Origin of the sequence: Salmonella sp. 2018103, from assembly GCF_026247685.1 — a bacterium.
Classification (GTDB): Bacteria; Pseudomonadota; Gammaproteobacteria; order Enterobacterales; family Enterobacteriaceae; genus Salmonella; species Salmonella enterica.
Genome location: NZ_CP111029.1, coordinates 2,089,812 through 2,105,975, shown reverse-complemented (window position 1 = coordinate 2,105,975; position 16,164 = coordinate 2,089,812). Strand labels below are relative to the sequence as shown.

The following is a 16,164-nucleotide window of genomic DNA, read 5'->3' as shown; positions in this document are numbered from 1 at the left end:
TCACGTGATAATGATTTACGTCAGGAAGGTCATTTAAAAACGTCGCTGGATAAGATGCTCGGCGGATAAAACTGTCCAGTTATCGCCATCAAGCTGTGTAAAGGTCGCTCCCATTACTGTCAGGATGCGCAATAATTTCCTGCGTAGCATGGCTTTTTTTTCATCCAGAACGTCGGTGATTATCAACATCTTTAAACATGTTAACTGCGGGTGATGCACAAATATCCCGCGTAAAAGTCCCAGTAAGTGAAACAATTGCTGTGGTCGAGGTTGCCCGGGCGTCAGGCGCCTGAACTCACAAATAATCATTTCTTTTGCCTCAATACGATAGATCACCAGGTAAGGCGATAATATAAACTGCTGCCCAAGTAATATGGCGGTCTCCCCTAAATATGCAGGCTCAGTAAACACCTGATGCCGACGCAACCATTGCTCTATTTCTTGCACCATGTTTACCTCGTTAATGCCCGGAGTATTTCAGCAAGAATCGTGACCAGTGACGACCCCACGCCGATGATTTGCTGCATAATTTCAGTTGCTTTCTCCATAATATCCATCAGGGATTTATTATAAGATTGGGCCCCATTTTGTTGCAGGTCGGCAATCGCTTTATCTTGATCACTTTGACGTTGCGCTACACCAGCCCCCAGGCCCATGACGCCCCCAGCTGTGTGGCCTACGGCTTGACCCGCTATAAGACCGGTTTCCCCGCCTACAGCCCCTAATCCTATCGTCAGCACTCCCGACAATATTGCGCCACCCGCAGTAATCATTGATGCTTTAAACGCTTGATCAATTGTTTTCATTTGCGTCTGTAAAACATTGACTTGCAGTTCCCAGCCCAGCCGTTGTTTTTCTACGTTATAGCTGCGCATGATATCGCGCAACTTTTTGGCAAGCTCCATTAGCTTCATCCAGATATCATCAAATAACAGAAGCATTGATTCAGTACCCATTCCCTCCCCGGAGGGAGCTTGACTGGAAGAAGGCGTTAACAAGGAAGGCGCTGGTAATACCAGTGCTACGTTACTCGCTTCCATATTTTTATCCTCAGATTAAGCGCGACAGCCAGCTATTCTCGCCTGAACGCTACTATAGTGATCAATGGTATCTAATACATCTCTAAGCGCGGCACCGCTACTCTTATAAAGCTCCTCTAAGCGTTTTTGTTCTATCTTTTTTTGGTCTTCCGTTTGTTGCATTATGAAATCCAGAAATCGTTGCTGAGTTATTAATTGCTCTATTTTCTTTTCGAGCTTCGCTTTTTCTGTGTTAACCATGCCAGTATTCATCTGACTGGCACCCTCGGTTGCACATCTGATAGCCTGTAAGCCTTTAAATGAACAATCCCTCAGTAAGGCATACAGGATTTTTTGGAACATATTCCAGAGAACTTTCTTACGAAAATTTTTTAACAGAAATTTTTCCCCTTCTTGCGCATATTTTTCCAGGGCTTCTTTTGCCGCTGCTTTTGCCATGGCTTTCACCCCCTCTTTCGTAAAGCTTTTTCCCGCGCTTCGCGTCATATTATTTTCTACCTCACGAGAAAACTCGGCAGACTCCTCTGCCATCTCATTCGCTATAACCATTTCACGCTCAAGCGGCTCAAATTGTTTGAGAAAACTTTCGCTCACTTCTTCGCCAAACTTTTCAGCCAACTCCTCTATTTCTGCTGCCCCTGCACCAACCATACGCTCAACCACTTCCTCGCCAAAACCGGAGTCAAGCACTTTTGCAGCTGCGCCAGATAAACCTCTCGTCGCCATAAAAGCACGGCCAATCTGGAAAACATCCAGTGCCAGCGCGACGGCTTCACAACCAAATTGAATCTTACTTGTCACGTCAATAATCGCCTGACAGGTATCGTGGTCAGCACCGCACATCATTGCCGTTTCGGCTCCGGCTTTAACCATTCCTGCACAACCTGCGGCTATATAAGCTACGCCGCTAGCCATTTCTGCGGGATTACCGGACAGAAAACCTTCCACAACCTTTAAGGCGCCAATCACGGTTTCAAATATGCCGGTAATCCAGTCAAAAATAGCGCCAAAAATGCCCGCTTTACGCGCTTTATCCTCCTGCTCTATCGCTTTCTGGATCTGCTCCTGATACTCCTTTACCTGCTTATCACGTAATGCATTTTGCACCTCAGTTGCCCGCTCAAGCTGTTGGCATAACGATTGAGCGTTATTACCAAAAACGCTGAGTATTAATGTCGTCATCATCATTGATAAAACCGCGGGATTGGTCTGCAAAAAGTCAGGCAATGATGGACGCTTATGATTTCCGGGTACGGCATCAAGCAGTTGCTTCAACGCATTGCTTGCCTCCTGAAGACTAATTTTCCCTGACAGCAGACACGCGGCGTTGCCATCGCCAAAAGTAGAATTCACACGATGCTGGCGCTTTCCCAGCGAACCCGAGGAAACGCAACTGACATTGCTTAAGTGATGATGTGTTAAGGCGGTTACTCCTGCGGCGCTATCGCTATTACTGTGAATTCGATTCATTTTTAGCTCCTGTCAGAAAGTTGCTGTAACATCTTTTCTGCACGTAGTCGGAGGATTTGATGTTCACTGACCTCGCCGCAAATACGCACCACAGCCTTTAGCGCTTTTATTGCATAACAGACGTTATCACACGCGAGATAGCATTCCGCTGCGGCCCATGGCGCCTGCGGCGCATCAATCTTAATTTGTGCCGCGCGTCCATAGGCGTATATCGCTTCCCCCCAATGTTTTTGAGCCTGGCAGCATTCCCCTAACCGAAACCAGTAGTCAAATGACCAGGCATCATATATCGTCAGCAATTGAAAAAGTCGCGCTGCGCCGGCGAACTCTTTTACATCCATAAGCTGCATGGCATAGCGATACAGTGTATTAAGCGGCTGTGTAACATCGTCATCCAACAACATACGCAGCGAGCCGCCACGCCGGAAAAACCGCATCGTGTCATGTGCCTGTTGTAGGGTCGGGTCTTTTTTCATGAGTACGTTTTCTGCGCTATCATACTGGAAATTTCCCCCCACTTACTGATAAGCCCTGTCAGTTGGGTAAGGACAGCGTTAAGCTCCTGAGACATTTTTTGAATTGTTATCTGCCCCTGACTCATAAGATCGGTATTCCGGTTGGCGTCATTATCCAAAGCCGCTTTGATCGCCTGTAGACCACCTTTATCCAGCTTCCCATGATCGCCATATTTAGCCATATAATCATCAATGGTCATACCATCGATGAGAATACCGTGATCGCGCATGTATTTAATTACGTCATCAGGCACCTCCTCTTTGGTTTTAGCATCCCCTTTTGCTGCTTTAGCAATCACCTCATCCATCTCATTTGACTTTTCCTGGGTATTTCTGGCACGTTCAGCGTTCTTCTGGACTTCAATAAATTTATCGTTTGCAATAGCCTGAATAACCATAAGGAGAATAAGCAAAACACCATACCCTTCGGCAAACGGATTTTGCTGGGATAAGTCATCCTGCCCCCCGGTATCAGTGTTGCTAACGCCGAAACTATTTTTAAACACAATAGGGTTTTGACTTCCCCATAAGATGTTTCCTGAAGACATTATGCTTTACCTTTTTGTTTTTCCTGACGGTATCTCCACCGGGGCTTGAGCATTAAGTTGTTTCAGTCGTACTTCAAGTTGTTTAAACAAACTTACTATTTTCTTTAAATCCTTCTCGGCCTCCTGGTTAACCCCGGCAACGCCTTGTGGAAATAGGTTATGAAGAATACTCTCTGTCTCTCTGCTCTTTTTGGGGCTCTCTGCTCTTTCAGCAAGCTGTTGACTCACCTTAGCCCGGATTTGGTGAAATTTTTTAAGACAGTGATTTAGCTGCATGTAACTTTGCTCTAAATCACGATATTCACTAAACGCAGCCTTTTTCTTTATCATCATTCCCCTCCATATACACGATAGATAATTAACGTGCTAACTAAGAGCCTATCCCATTAGAGCTATTTTACTTGCCATTTTGGACCTGGGCAGTGCTCAAAATCCTCACGTACTACGTGTACGCTCCGGTTTTTGCGCGCTATCCGTGTCCAGGCTGGCTGCGCCAATTAACGCCTGGTGGGATAGGCTCTAAGATATTTTTACTTTACTCTTGCTCACTCACTACAAGTGCGCTGTTATGGTAACGATAATAAATAATGTTGATGATATTTTCGGCCTGCTCGATCGCTTCAAGCAATAAGGTGTTTTGCTGATATTGCTGCGGATCCTGTAACTTACCGTTGTTCTCTTCTAACTGTTTCCGGGCAGCCCTTAATTGTAAAATTATGCCTTTGGCCTCTTCACGCGAATGAAGCAGCAAATCTTCTAACCGGGTCAGAGTTGTCATTTTCCACTCACTTAAAATCTAATGGATAGTTAATCAAAGTATCATTATGTTTAATCGTTACCACATCGGCACTCAGATGGACAATTTCTCCCCCATTGGGTAACAATGCCCCTACACGTAAACGCTCTTTATTCGTCAGTAATAAGTAATTACCATGGCGACTCTGTACAAAGCCAGCCACTGGCGCAGGCAGATACTTGCTTTCATCATGAGAAGGCGCAATATCCTGATAAATTAAAGAAAGAGCGGGGTCCTTTTTCTTTAATGCTGCTAACGTTTCTTGCAAAATGCGTTGATGAGATTCATCCAGTACACCACTGATAACAAAAGAGCGCCGCATTGGCGTAACATTGACAAGCCCCACTAAACCGTTCTCTATTATCGCAGAAATAATATCATCCCCCTGAGACTGATGAGAATGACTAATCTGCCAGTGCAATAACCCGGGAATATCTGCAAGTAATGGTTGAACCTTACGCCATTGCTGATCCATTTGTATATCATCATGAATTAACACGCTTCCCGGCCCTTCGCTGGATACTTCAGCATGCGGGTAACCCATTTTTATCAAAACATCCTGCACTTCTCGTACCAATAAGTCATCACAGATTACACCATCCCGATACATGACCCCCCATGATTCGAGAGTCGCTCTCACCTTTTGCATCTGTTCGCTTGACGAGCAATAACCGGACAACTGCAGGCTGCCATCTTCTTTCCATTGCGCCCGCACATAATGAATATTGCTTTTGTCTAATAAAAACTTAACCCGCAAAGGTAAGTCATTTACCGTTTCAGGCTGACCGCCAATACTTAACAGGACCCCCATTCCACCGATGAAAATCAAGAATACGCCAGCCAACCACCAGTACCCTGATCTGGAAACGGGTATTTGATAATCAGCAAGTTCACAATCCTGTTTACCAAACGCGATAGCCACTCCCGCAACCTGCAAAACCCCACTGGATGGTAGCGGCTTATTTGGATTAAATCTGCGGCCGTTAACTTTAACTCTGGCTTTCCCGGCATCAACAAATAAACTATCTGCCTGTTCTCTCAGAATAATTTTTTCATTTATAGTAAGCGGAATACAAATATCGCATCCTTTCTCCCCCAGTGACAGGTTACCTTCATTCAGCCATACTTCCCGGCCTTGTAAAACGTGACCTAAAAAACGTATTTTCCATGAACTCTTTGGATTAACCATGAGATATGCCATTATTTACTACTGAGGCTTTAATCAAAAAAAGCCTGATTACACTATGTACTTGAGTCGTATCATTGCGAAACAAATGACCTACGACAGGAATATCGCCCAATAAAGGAATTTTGTTTTGCGAGTGGATTTGTTTACCTTGTTTAAATCCTCCCAGCAATAGACTTTGTCCGGCCAATAATGTGGCCTGCGAAGCAATTTCAGAATTTTGCACTTCGGGCAGCGGGTCTGTTTCGCTTTGCGTATCACTTTGTTGTCCATCCTGAATATTAAGATTAAGCATTATTTTTTGCGTGCCATTGTCATTTAACAAGCGAGGTGTAACGCGCAACAAAGAACCCGTAGTGATGGATTCAAGTTTAGCCACTTTTTCTCCCTGCAGTTTGGTATAGAAAGTAATATTCTTATCCAGCACAGCCTGGATATTATTTAAAGTCACCACAGATGGCTGGGAAAGTACATAAGCCTGAGAGCTTTTTTCCAGGGCATTCAAACGCACCATAAAGTTTGAGGTATCGCTGATTACCGTTGAAAAACCGCTAGCTCCACCGTCATTCAAACCTGTATTGAACGCAATTTTCTTGCCACCCAGCGACACTGCCGTTCCCCAGTCGATGCCTAACTGGTTAATATCGCCAGCATTAACATCGATAATTTTCACCGAAATCTCTATCATCTGCTGGCGTTGATCTAATTCTGTGATGAGTTTCCGATACCCGGCCATATTGGCCGCATAATCACGAACGATCACTGCATTCTGGCGTGGGTCGGCAGCAAACATGGGCAATGCCTGTGTAGCGGGTGAACCATTGTTCGTCGATGACGCCGGGACGCTGGTTTTACTCATCTCACGCAATACACTCACGACCCCAGGAACCACGACGGACTGATCGCGATATTGGTATTGGGTATCCATCGCAGTGGCATACTTAAGCGTATATATACTTACACTCACCGCACTGTCTTTTCGTTTGATTAACGCATTATCCAGCACTGAAGCTAATTGACTAATACGGGTCAGGCAACTGGGAACACCGCTCACCTCCACAGCTCTGGTACCGGTAATTTCTTTAACCTCGCATCCCGGTGATGAAAGGATATTCTGGCTGCGTAAGTAATGAATGAACCGCCCAGTAGATAAAATATTGAAAGTGATAACCTGATGTTTTAATAACGATGCAGGATATACATATAACATGCTACCATCAAACCAGGTAAGCAAATCATATTGTGCTGCCAAGTTATTCAAAATATCGACCGGTGGTCCAGGCGGAATTTTTCCACTAAATGTAGCTGTTATCAACGGGCTAATAGTAATAGCCGTATCATAGTTCTCTGAGAGCAGATGTAAAACCTCTGCTAATGGCATTTGTCTGGCATAAAGGGTGAAGTCATTACCTTTCCATGATAACTCATCACTCTTTGCCGTATTGAGTATAAATAGTAAAATTAAAATTAAACGTTTATTTACTACCATTTTATACCCCACCCGAATAAAGTTTATGGTGATTGCGTATTACATTTTTTAAAATGCAAGTTAAAGCCAGGTGTTTTTCTATCTCAATAGCAATAAGCTCAGAGCTACTACTTGTGGTATAATAACCGTTTAACCATCCCCCATCCGCTGTGAGCTGTATAGCATAATCATGGACATCCGGGTGTGCTGCAAGCAGTAGTGTCACATAGGCAAGACAAGGCTTAGGTAAGCTTTCCAGGTCATTTAAGAACAAAGAAATAGAAAATGCTTCTGAGAAAATTTCTCCTCTGGCAGGATGCCCATCAATAGTCATTATCCAGGATCGGCTATTACCTTCGGCCTTGATATCCTGAATTAATGGAATGCCTTTTAAAACTGCCAGCATGAATCCCTCCTCAGACATAAATGAGAGTTTCTATCAAATTCGCTCACAACCACATCCGTAAAAAGCCTGATTCACATTTATTTCGACTATACTCTTCTTGTACAATATCAAGATGCTGTCTACATACACCTTGTGACAGGCGATTCTATCATTCGGATTTTCCGATAAATTCACAATTACACTTTCAGTATTGACATAAAAAATTACAATTTGAAAAATTATTTATTAAATAAACTGTTACGATGTTTTTACATCGCCGCTTTATTAAAAAGTAATTGTAGTCATCGACTGGGTTATATATGAAGAAATTTACCTTCCTAATGATAACACCATCGATTAATCTTCTGATGAAACTATATGTACTGCGATAGTGATCAAGTGCCAAAGATTTTGCAACAGGCAACTGAAGGAAAGCATTATGAATTTGCTCAATCTCAAGAATACGCTGCAAACATCTTTAGTAATCAGGCTAACTTTTTTATTTTTATTAACAACAATAATTATTTGGCTGCTATCTGTGCTTATTGCAGCTTATATATCAATGGTTCAGAAACGGCAGCATATAATAGAGGACTTATCTGTTCTATCCGAGATGAATATTGTACTAAGCAATCAACGATTTGAAGAGGCTGAGCGTGACGCTAAAAACTTAATGTATCAATGCTCATTAGCGACTGAGATTCATCATAACGATATTTTCCCTGAGGTGAGCCGGCATCTTTCTGTCGGTCCTTCAAATTGCACGCCGACGCTAAACGGAGAGAAGCACCGTATCTTTCTGCAGTCCTCTGATATCGATGAAAAAAGCTTTCGTCGCGATAGTTTTATTCTTAACCATAAAAATGAGATTTCGTTATTATCTACTGATAACCCTTCAGATTATTCAACTCTACAGCCTTTAACGCGAAAAAGCTTTCCTTTATACCCAACCCATGCCGGGTTTTACTGGAGTGAACCAGAATACATAAACGGCAAAGGATGGCACGCTTCCGTTGCGGTTGCCGATCAGCAAGGCGTATTTTTTGGGGTGACGGTTAAACTTCCTGATCTCATTACTAAGAGCCACCTGCCATTAGATGATAGTATTCGAGTATGGCTGGATCAAAACAACCACTTATTGCCGTTTTCATACATCCCGCAAAAAATACGTACACAGTTAGAAAATGTAACGCTGCATGATGGATGGCAGCAAATTCCCGGATTTCTGATATTACGCACAACCTTGCATGGCCCCGGATGGAGTCTGGTTACGCTGTACCCATACGGTAATCTACATAATCGCATCTTAAAAATTATCCTTCAACAAATCCCCTTTACATTAACAGCATTGGTGTTGATGACGTCGGCTTTTTGTTGGTTACTACATCGCTCACTGGCCAAACCGTTATGGCGTTTTGTCGATGTCATTAATAAAACCGCAACTGCACCGCTGAGCACACGTTTACCAGCACAACGACTGGATGAATTAGATAGTATTGCCGGTGCTTTTAACCAACTGCTTGATACTCTACAAGTCCAATACGACAATCTGGAAAACAAAGTCGCAGAGCGCACCCAGGCGCTAAATGAAGCAAAAAAACGCGCTGAGCAAGCTAACAAACGTAAAAGCATTCATCTTACGGTAATAAGTCATGAGTTACGTACTCCGATGAATGGCGTACTCGGTGCGATTGAATTATTACAAACCACCCCTTTAAACATAGAGCAGCAAGGATTAGCTGATACCGCCAGGAATTGTACACTGTCTTTGTTAGCTATTATTAATAATCTGCTGGATTTTTCACGCATCGAGTCTGGTCATTTCACATTACATATGGAAGAAACAGCGTTACTGCCGTTACTGGACCAGGCAATGCAAACCATCCAGGGGCCGGCGCAAAGCAAAAAACTGTCATTACGTACTTTTGTCGGTCAACATGTCCCTCTCTATTTTCATACCGACAGTATCCGTTTACGGCAAATTTTGGTTAATTTACTCGGGAACGCGGTAAAATTTACCGAAACCGGAGGGATACGTCTGACGGTCAAGCGTCATGAGGAACAATTAATATTTCTGGTTAGCGATAGCGGTAAAGGGATTGAAATACAGCAGCAGTCTCAAATCTTTACTGCTTTTTATCAAGCAGACACAAATTCGCAAGGTACAGGAATTGGACTGACTATTGCGTCAAGCCTGGCTAAAATGATGGGCGGTAATCTGACACTAAAAAGTGTCCCCGGGGTTGGAACCTGTGTCTCGCTAGTATTACCCTTACAAGAATACCAGCCGCCTCAACCAATTAAAGGGACACTGTCAGCGCCGTTCTGCCTGCATCGCCAACTGGCTTGCTGGGGAATACGCGGCGAGCCACCCCACCAGCAAAATGCGCTTCTCAACGCAGAGCTTTTGTATTTCCCCGGAAAACTTTACGACCTGGCGCAACAGTTAATATTGTGTACACCAAATATACCAGTAATAAATAATTTGTTACCACCCTGGCAGTTGCAGATTCTTTTGGTTGATGATGCCGATATTAATCGGGATATCATCGGCAAAATGCTTGTCAGCCTGGGCCAACACGTCACTATTGCCGCCAGTAGTAACGAGGCTCTGACTTTATCACAACAGCAGCGATTCGATTTAGTACTGATTGACATTAGAATGCCAGAAATAGATGGTATTGAATGTGTACAATTATGGCACGATGAGCCGAATAATTTAGATCCTGACTGCATGTTTGTGGCGCTATCCGCTAGCGTAGCGACAGAAGATATTCATCGTTGTAAAAAAAATGGGATTCATCATTACATTACCAAACCAGTGACGTTGGCTACCTTAGCTCGCTATATCAGTATTGCCGCAGAATATCAACTTTTGCGAAATATAGAGCTACAGGAGCAGGATCCGAGTCGCTGCTCAGCGCTACTGGCGACAGATGATATGGTCATTAATAGCAAGATTTTCCAATCACTGGACCTCTTGCTGGCTGATATTGAAAATGCCGTATCGGCTGGAAAAAAAATCGATCAGTTAATTCACACATTAAAAGGCTGTTTAGGTCAAATAGGGCAGACTGAATTGGTATGCTATGTCATAGACATTGAGAATCGCGTAAAAATGGGGAAAATCATCGCGCTGGAGGAACTAACCGACTTACGCCAGAAAATACGTATAATCTTCAAAAACTACACCATTACTTAATATTATCTTAATTTTCGCGAGGGCAGCAAAATGAAAGAATATAAGATCTTATTAGTAGACGATCATGAAATCATCATTAACGGCATTATGAATGCCTTACTACCCTGGCCTCATTTTAAAATTGTAGAACATGTTAAAAATGGTCTTGAGGTTTATAATGCCTGTTGCGCATACGAGCCTGACATACTTATCCTTGATCTTAGCTTACCTGGCATCAATGGCCTGGATATCATTCCCCAATTACATCAGCGTTGGCCAGCAATGAATATTCTGGTTTACACAGCATACCAACAAGAGTATATGACCATTAAAACTTTAGCCGCAGGTGCTAATGGCTATGTTTTAAAAAGCAGTAGTCAGCAAGTTCTGTTAGCGGCATTGCAAACAGTCGCAGTAAACAAGCGTTACATTGACCCGACGTTGAATCGGGAAGCTATCCTGGCTGAATTAAACGCTGACACGACCAATCATCAACTGCTTACTTTGCGCGAACGTCAGGTTCTTAAACTTATTGACGAGGGGTATACCAATCATGGGATCAGCGAAAAGCTACATATCAGTATAAAAACCGTCGAAACACACCGGATGAATATGATGAGAAAGCTACAGGTTCATAAAGTGACAGAGTTACTTAACTGCGCCCGAAGAATGAGGTTAATAGAGTATTAACCAGGGGCATCCGATGGTATTAAGCATTGGTCATATTTTGATGAGCCTTACGCCACGCAGTATTGCTCATCATCGACAAAATCCATACGGATGCCCTGGTATGCCGCACCATTTATCACTACCTTAGTCTTCATTTAATCATGATATAGTAGAATCCCCTTATTTAACGGGCTTTACCATGTCGTATTCTATCGGCGAATTTGCCAGACTATGCGGTATCAATGCCGCCACGCTAAGGGCATGGCAGCGACGCTATGGTTTATTGAAACCGCAGCGTACTGATGGCGGGCATCGCTTATACAGCGATGACGATATTCGACAAGCGCTTAGCATCCTCGACTGGGTGAGAAAAGGCGTACCGATAAGCCAGGTCAAACCCTTACTATCGCGTCCGGTCATTCGCCTGGGCGATAACTGGATAACGATTCAGGAGACGATGCTTCAACATCTCCACGAAGGGCGAATTGACGCGCTGCGGCAGTTGATTTATGACTGTGGCCGGGAATATCCTCGCGCAGAACTGGTGACCCATTTATTGCGTCCGTTGCGCAGCAAAGTGTCCGCGCATCTTCCCGCCGTGATGACGCTGCGCGAAATACTGGATGGCATCATTATTGCCTACACCTCTTTTTGCCTTGAAGGCGACAGAAAAGCGCCTGGCAACAATGCCTTTATTAGCGGATGGCATCTCTCGGATCACTGTGAAATCTGGCTGGAAGCGTTGACTCGTACCGGACAAGAGCTGCGGCTCAATGTGCTTCCCTCTCCACCAGCCATGCTGGCGCCCGAGCTGTTCGCCCAGAGAAAATGGTTCCTGGTGACCACCGGAAAGCTCACTACCGGGCAGAAAAAACAGCTTGCCCAGTGGCGCAACGTGGTCGCTTCGCTGGAGGTTATCACACTATAAGCGCTGAAATAGATTTCTTCCCCTTATTCTATCTTATTGATATTTAACTACGTCAAAAAAATTCCCGCGAAAACTTAGACAAAAAAACAAAGTTGTGTAAGTTTTAAATCAGCGTGAGATAACATTTTGCGCCATTGGCGTCAGTCGTCGTACTTTCAATAAGGGGCAATCATGAATAACAAACCCGTAGTCGGCATTAGCGGATGTCTGACTGGCGCCGCGGTACGCTTTGATGGCGGACATAAGCGTATGGATTTTGTCATGAACTCTCTGGCACCGTGGGTGGACTACAAACCGATCTGCCCGGAGGTGGCGATCGGCCTGCCCGTGCCTCGCCCTGCGCTGCGTCTTATCCAGACGACCTGTGGCGACATTCGGATGCGTTATAGCCATGCCCCGCACGATGACGTTACCGAGCGAATGAATGCCTTTACCGATCGGTTTCTGCCAACAATAGGCGAACTGGCGGGGTTTATTGTGTGTGCAAAATCGCCCAGTTGCGGAATGGAGCGCGTTCGCCTGTATGATGAAAAGGGTAACAGGGGCCGCAAAGCTGGCACGGGGCTGTTTACCGCCGCGATGATGGACAAATATCCCTGGCTGCCGATAGAGGAAGATGGTCGCCTGCACGATCCGGTACTACGCGAGAATTTCATCGCACGTATCTTCGCGCTACATGAATTAAATGCGCTACGCGCGCAGGGCTTGAGTCGTCATAGTTTGCTCGCGTTTCATAGCCGATACAAACTTCAGCTTCTCGCCCACCACCAGGCCGGCTACCGCGAAATTGGCCCTTTCGTCGCGCGTCTGCATGAGTGGGACGATCTGGATGCCTTCTTTGTCCGATACAGAGAAAAACTGATGGCTATCCTGCGCCATCCCGCTTCACGTAAAAATCACACCAATGTGCTGATGCATATCCAGGGCTATTTTCACCGCGCGTTGAACAGCAGGCAACGCGCGGAATTACGCGAGGTGATTCTCGGCTACCGGGCGGGCCGACTACCTATCCTGGCACCGTTAACGCTGCTGAAGCACTATCTGGCGGAACATCCGGATGACTATCTACGCAGCCAGAATTATTTTGAGCCGTACCCTGATACATTAGGGCTGCGCTTAGCCATCAACTGATAACCCTGCGCATCGCTAACGGCGGGCAACCTGCCCGCCATGGTGACAATAGCGACAATTCAAAGGCGATTTCGTTATTGCCAACAGACTGTTTCCACCCTGATAACGGCTATGACCGCGCCAGAGCGTTAATCACGGTTTCCATAGCCTGTTTTTCTAACGCGCTACGTTGGATGCGTTGATTCGCCAGCGCGGTTCTTAGCACGCCCGCAATAACAATATATTTAGGCTCCTGCCCCAAATCGCGCATTTCCAGCACGACCTTGCCCACCACCCGGCACATCTCGCGGTACAGCTCGTCATCTTTTGTCGGTTTTGTCATACGTTTTACTCGTCGCCAGATCAAACCAACAGAATATAACAGTCTTCTCTATTAAACAAAATTTGATGCAAATCAAAGAAATAACATAGTTTATTATTCATGGCTCATACGTTGTTCGTATTCTGGTCTCTGGCGAGGCCATTTTTTCGAAACGCCTAATCAGTTCCGCCAGGCTACCGGCCTGCATTTTTTCCATGACTCTGGCGCGGTGCACCTCTACGGTACGCACCGCGATATTCATCGCTTCCGCAATTTCACGGTTCATAAATCCTTTTGCCACCAGGCTGGCCAGCTCACGCTCTTTCGGCGTCAACTGCTGGTAACAAAGTATAATCTCACGGCGCGCCACCGCTGCCGATGAAACCGTCAGCGCACGCTCCAGCGCCGCCTGTAGCGGTTTTACCGATACCGGTTTTTGCAGAAAATCGACGGCACCGCGTTTCATCTGCTCCACGGCCATCGGTACATCGCCATGCCCGGTAAGAAAAACAACCGCCAGGGTACTTCCGCACTGGCGCAACGCATCATGAACGCCCTGCCCATCCAGTACCGGCATTCGCATATCCAGTAATACGACCCCGGCCTGATACAGACTGGCCTGCGCCAAAAAATCCGCCCCCTGCGTCCAGCATTTTACGTCATATCCCAGACTTTCCAGTAAAAACGCGCACGCGTTAGTGACCGCCGTATCATCATCCAGTAGATGAATTGTCGCCATCCCTGCCCCCATGTTCATGTAAGAAATGTATCGTGACCACCGTTCCCGACAGACCGTCCGGCGCGGTCTGGTTCCTGATGCTGATATCGCCCCGTCCATACCGCACCAGCCGCTGGCAAATCGCCAGCCCTAAGCCCATCCCCTCTTTACGGGTGGTCATAAACGGCTGAAACGCCTGACGTAATAGTGCCTCATCGATTCCCCCGGCGTTATCCTGTAAAACAATACTGATGCCGTTTTCAGTGCGTTCAGCAACGACCCATAAATGGGTGGCGCCCGCCTGAGCCGCATTAAGAATGATATTCGCCAGCACCTGTTCCAGCAGCACTGACGGCAGCGTTACGCGCAGCGCAGCGCTAACCTCGGTATGCAGAGTCACTGTCGGAAATTGTTGCGCCATACGCAACAATTGCCAGACATGATCAATCGCCTCGCGAATGGCTATGGCCTTCCACGCTTCGGTTAGCACCGGGTTGCCCTGCGCCTGGCTGACCCAGTGACGCAGGTTACGCAGAGTATCCGCACCGCGTTGCGCCTGCTGGTCAATCTGCTCCAGCGCCGGCAGCAAGGGATGCTGTTCATCTGCAGCGCGCAGTCGAATCAGGCACCCCTGGGCATAATGTCGAATCGCGGAAAGCGGCTGATTAAGCTCATGGGCAAACCCGGAGGTCATTTCACCCAACACGCTCATTTGCCGGGCGGTTTCCAGCGCCCGCTCATGCTGATGAAGAACTACGCTATTACGTTCCAGTTGCTTTCCACGTCGACGCACCAGCAGCATGACCCAAATATAATTGAGCGTGAGCAACAGGAACGCCAGAATCACGCCGCCGACCATTAGCTGGTGCTGGATTAACCAACTTTTGACATCCAGCCACAGTCGACGCTGCTGAGGGTGCTGACGAACATCACGCAGCAACGCTTCCACCTGACTGGTCGACGCTGGCGCGCCCCAGTGAAATGACGCGGCGGCGGGCGCGTTGAATAGCGCTCTCGTTACGCGATCCGCCAACGCATCGCTTACCGCAGGTAGCGCCGCGAACGACCAGTCAGGATATAACGGCGTACTGGTTAAGCAAGGCAGGGGCGTCGGTCGGGAAAGCAGCGCGATAAAGTCCTTTTTATTAATCAAGCCTTCCTGATCCATATTTTCTAACAGGCACACTGGCACAATTGCCGCCTGCACCGCTTTTTCGCGCAGCATATAGACTAAGGCATCGCCAGGGAATCCGGTAAAACGGAGATGAAAGTCGCGCTCCGGGCGTAAGCCCGCGTCGCTGAGCGCTTTATAGCCTAATAAATAGCCGCCAAATGCCTGAGCATCAATCGCGCCGACGGTCTTACCGATGAGATCATGCGCCGTGGTGATGCCGCTATCGCGCCGGGTCAAAATCACGCTGCCAATAACATTACTCACCGCTTTCCCATCGCGCGTGGAGCGCAGGGAAGCTAACCAGCGCAGCGGCGCATGGCTGTTCAGTTGGACAAATTGCGCCGGGTTGGTTATCACAAACTGCACGGTTCCCTGGTTAACGGCCTCCTGCATTTGATGCAGATCCAGCGGCTGGATGTGAAAGGTTTCGCCTGGAAGCTGTTGGCTTAATGTCTTTGCCAACGGTTGCCAGTGGCTACGCGTAGACGCCTCGCCGCGCATAGCCAAAATACCGATATTCCACGTCCCTGCCCACGCGCCATGACAAAGTAGCCCTACTGCCGCCAACACCGCCAGGCGCCTTACGGTTTTACCTCTCACCCCAATATCCCTGTCAATTATGTTGTTTTAGATCAACAACAAGCCGGGTATGTG

Annotated in this window: 17 protein-coding genes; 4 read left to right on the top strand and 13 right to left on the bottom strand. The window is 46.4% G+C overall.

What is annotated here, in order from left to right; all coding sequences use genetic code 11:
* Positions 1 to 33: 33 nt before the first annotated feature.
* The 10 genes from sseE to spiC form a co-directional block, all read right to left on the bottom strand.
* On the bottom strand, positions 34 to 450 hold the full coding sequence (gene sseE / locus OLG56_RS10165; RefSeq protein ID WP_000249606.1) for an LcrR family type III secretion system chaperone SseE: 417 nt from the start codon (positions 448 to 450) through the stop codon (positions 34 to 36).
* A 2-nt stretch (positions 451 to 452) separates the two neighbouring features.
* Positions 453 to 1,040: an SPI-2 type III secretion system translocon protein SseD gene (sseD, locus tag OLG56_RS10160; protein ID WP_061377350.1), complete on the bottom strand. Its 588-nt coding sequence runs from the start codon at positions 1,038 to 1,040 to the stop codon at positions 453 to 455.
* A gap of 15 nt (positions 1,041 to 1,055) precedes the next feature.
* Positions 1,056 to 2,510, bottom strand: a complete 1,455-nt coding sequence (sseC, locus tag OLG56_RS10155; protein ID WP_061377351.1) for an SPI-2 type III secretion system translocon protein SseC — start codon at positions 2,508 to 2,510, stop codon at positions 1,056 to 1,058.
* Between the two features lie 2 nt (positions 2,511 to 2,512).
* Positions 2,513 to 2,986 carry a SycD/LcrH family type III secretion system chaperone SscA gene (sscA, locus tag OLG56_RS10150; RefSeq protein WP_000711021.1) on the bottom strand — a complete coding sequence of 158 codons (474 nt, stop codon included), beginning with the start codon at positions 2,984 to 2,986 and terminating at the stop codon, positions 2,513 to 2,515.
* Complete coding sequence (gene sseB, locus OLG56_RS10145) at positions 2,983 to 3,573, bottom strand: SPI-2 type III secretion system translocon protein SseB (RefSeq protein ID WP_000094428.1); 591 nt, start codon at positions 3,571 to 3,573, stop codon at positions 2,983 to 2,985. Before sseB ends, sscA begins: the two co-directional genes overlap by 4 nt.
* 6 nt (positions 3,574 to 3,579) lie before the next feature.
* On the bottom strand, positions 3,580 to 3,906 hold the full coding sequence (gene sseA / locus OLG56_RS10140) for an SPI-2 type III secretion system chaperone SseA (RefSeq protein ID WP_000972855.1): 327 nt from the start codon (positions 3,904 to 3,906) through the stop codon (positions 3,580 to 3,582).
* Between the two features lie 202 nt (positions 3,907 to 4,108).
* Complete coding sequence (gene ssaE, locus OLG56_RS10135; protein WP_000210202.1) at positions 4,109 to 4,351, bottom strand: YscE family type III secretion system co-chaperone SsaE; 243 nt, start codon at positions 4,349 to 4,351, stop codon at positions 4,109 to 4,111.
* A 7-nt stretch (positions 4,352 to 4,358) separates the two neighbouring features.
* Complete coding sequence (gene ssaD, locus OLG56_RS10130) at positions 4,359 to 5,570, bottom strand: SctD family type III secretion system inner membrane ring subunit SsaD (protein WP_000323795.1); 1,212 nt, start codon at positions 5,568 to 5,570, stop codon at positions 4,359 to 4,361.
* Complete coding sequence (spiA, locus tag OLG56_RS10125) at positions 5,551 to 7,044, bottom strand: SPI-2 type III secretion system protein SpiA (protein WP_000261286.1); 1,494 nt, start codon at positions 7,042 to 7,044, stop codon at positions 5,551 to 5,553. Before spiA ends, ssaD begins: the two co-directional genes overlap by 20 nt.
* Position 7,045: 1 nt before the next feature.
* Entirely contained in the window at positions 7,046 to 7,447 is a 402-nt protein-coding gene (gene spiC / locus OLG56_RS10120; protein WP_001562740.1) for an SPI-2 type III secretion system protein SpiC, read from the bottom strand.
* A gap of 400 nt (positions 7,448 to 7,847) precedes the next feature.
* Between spiC and OLG56_RS10115 the strand changes: the two genes are divergently transcribed.
* From OLG56_RS10115 to mlrB, 4 genes are all read left to right on the top strand, one after another.
* The gene (locus tag OLG56_RS10115) at positions 7,848 to 10,610 is read left to right on the top strand and encodes a two component system sensor kinase (RefSeq protein WP_001050758.1); all 2,763 of its coding nucleotides are present in this window, start codon (positions 7,848 to 7,850) and stop codon (positions 10,608 to 10,610) included.
* Between the two features lie 30 nt (positions 10,611 to 10,640).
* Positions 10,641 to 11,279, top strand: a complete 639-nt coding sequence (locus tag OLG56_RS10110) for a two component system response regulator (protein WP_000666335.1) — start codon at positions 10,641 to 10,643, stop codon at positions 11,277 to 11,279.
* Positions 11,280 to 11,457: 178 nt separating this feature from the next.
* Positions 11,458 to 12,186: a MerR family transcriptional regulator gene (locus OLG56_RS10105; RefSeq protein ID WP_000122319.1), complete on the top strand. Its 729-nt coding sequence runs from the start codon at positions 11,458 to 11,460 to the stop codon at positions 12,184 to 12,186.
* Positions 12,187 to 12,357: 171 nt separating this feature from the next.
* Complete coding sequence (mlrB, locus tag OLG56_RS10100) at positions 12,358 to 13,317, top strand: transcriptional regulator MlrB (RefSeq protein ID WP_001060725.1); 960 nt, start codon at positions 12,358 to 12,360, stop codon at positions 13,315 to 13,317.
* Between the two features lie 109 nt (positions 13,318 to 13,426).
* Here mlrB and fumD read toward each other — a convergent pair whose 3' ends face one another.
* From fumD to ttrS, 3 genes are all read right to left on the bottom strand, one after another.
* Positions 13,427 to 13,639 (bottom strand): fumarate hydratase FumD, encoded by a 213-nt coding sequence (gene fumD / locus OLG56_RS10095; RefSeq protein WP_000165779.1) that lies wholly within the window; start codon positions 13,637 to 13,639, stop codon positions 13,427 to 13,429.
* 97 nt (positions 13,640 to 13,736) lie between these two features.
* Positions 13,737 to 14,357 (bottom strand): tetrathionate respiration response regulator TtrR, encoded by a 621-nt coding sequence (gene ttrR, locus OLG56_RS10090; protein ID WP_000190927.1) that lies wholly within the window; start codon positions 14,355 to 14,357, stop codon positions 13,737 to 13,739.
* A complete protein-coding gene (gene ttrS / locus OLG56_RS10085) occupies positions 14,332 to 16,110 on the bottom strand; it encodes a tetrathionate respiration histidine kinase TtrS (RefSeq protein WP_001214416.1) in 1,779 nt (592 codons plus the stop codon). The genes ttrR and ttrS overlap by 26 nt, the downstream gene beginning before the upstream one ends.
* Positions 16,111 to 16,164 lie beyond the last annotated feature (54 nt).

Coding starts and splice junctions, on each gene's coding strand:
- ttrR (WP_000190927.1), bottom strand. CDS start 14,357: ATGGCGACAATTCATCTACTGGATGATGATACGGCGGTCACTAACGCG.
- OLG56_RS10115 (WP_001050758.1), top strand. CDS start 7,848: ATGAATTTGCTCAATCTCAAGAATACGCTGCAAACATCTTTAGTAATC.
- sseA (WP_000972855.1), bottom strand. CDS start 3,906: ATGATGATAAAGAAAAAGGCTGCGTTTAGTGAATATCGTGATTTAGAG.
- spiA (WP_000261286.1), bottom strand. CDS start 7,044: ATGGTAGTAAATAAACGTTTAATTTTAATTTTACTATTTATACTCAAT.
- sseE (WP_000249606.1), bottom strand. CDS start 450: ATGGTGCAAGAAATAGAGCAATGGTTGCGTCGGCATCAGGTGTTTACT.
- OLG56_RS10110 (WP_000666335.1), top strand. CDS start 10,641: ATGAAAGAATATAAGATCTTATTAGTAGACGATCATGAAATCATCATT.
- spiC (WP_001562740.1), bottom strand. CDS start 7,447: ATGTCTGAGGAGGGATTCATGCTGGCAGTTTTAAAAGGCATTCCATTA.
- OLG56_RS10105 (WP_000122319.1), top strand. CDS start 11,458: ATGTCGTATTCTATCGGCGAATTTGCCAGACTATGCGGTATCAATGCC.
- fumD (WP_000165779.1), bottom strand. CDS start 13,639: ATGACAAAACCGACAAAAGATGACGAGCTGTACCGCGAGATGTGCCGG.
- ssaE (WP_000210202.1), bottom strand. CDS start 4,351: ATGACAACTCTGACCCGGTTAGAAGATTTGCTGCTTCATTCGCGTGAA.
- sseB (WP_000094428.1), bottom strand. CDS start 3,573: ATGTCTTCAGGAAACATCTTATGGGGAAGTCAAAACCCTATTGTGTTT.
- sscA (WP_000711021.1), bottom strand. CDS start 2,986: ATGAAAAAAGACCCGACCCTACAACAGGCACATGACACGATGCGGTTT.
- ssaD (WP_000323795.1), bottom strand. CDS start 5,570: ATGGCATATCTCATGGTTAATCCAAAGAGTTCATGGAAAATACGTTTT.
- sseD (WP_061377350.1), bottom strand. CDS start 1,040: ATGGAAGCGAGTAACGTAGCACTGGTATTACCAGCGCCTTCCTTGTTA.
- mlrB (WP_001060725.1), top strand. CDS start 12,358: ATGAATAACAAACCCGTAGTCGGCATTAGCGGATGTCTGACTGGCGCC.
- sseC (WP_061377351.1), bottom strand. CDS start 2,510: ATGAATCGAATTCACAGTAATAGCGATAGCGCCGCAGGAGTAACCGCC.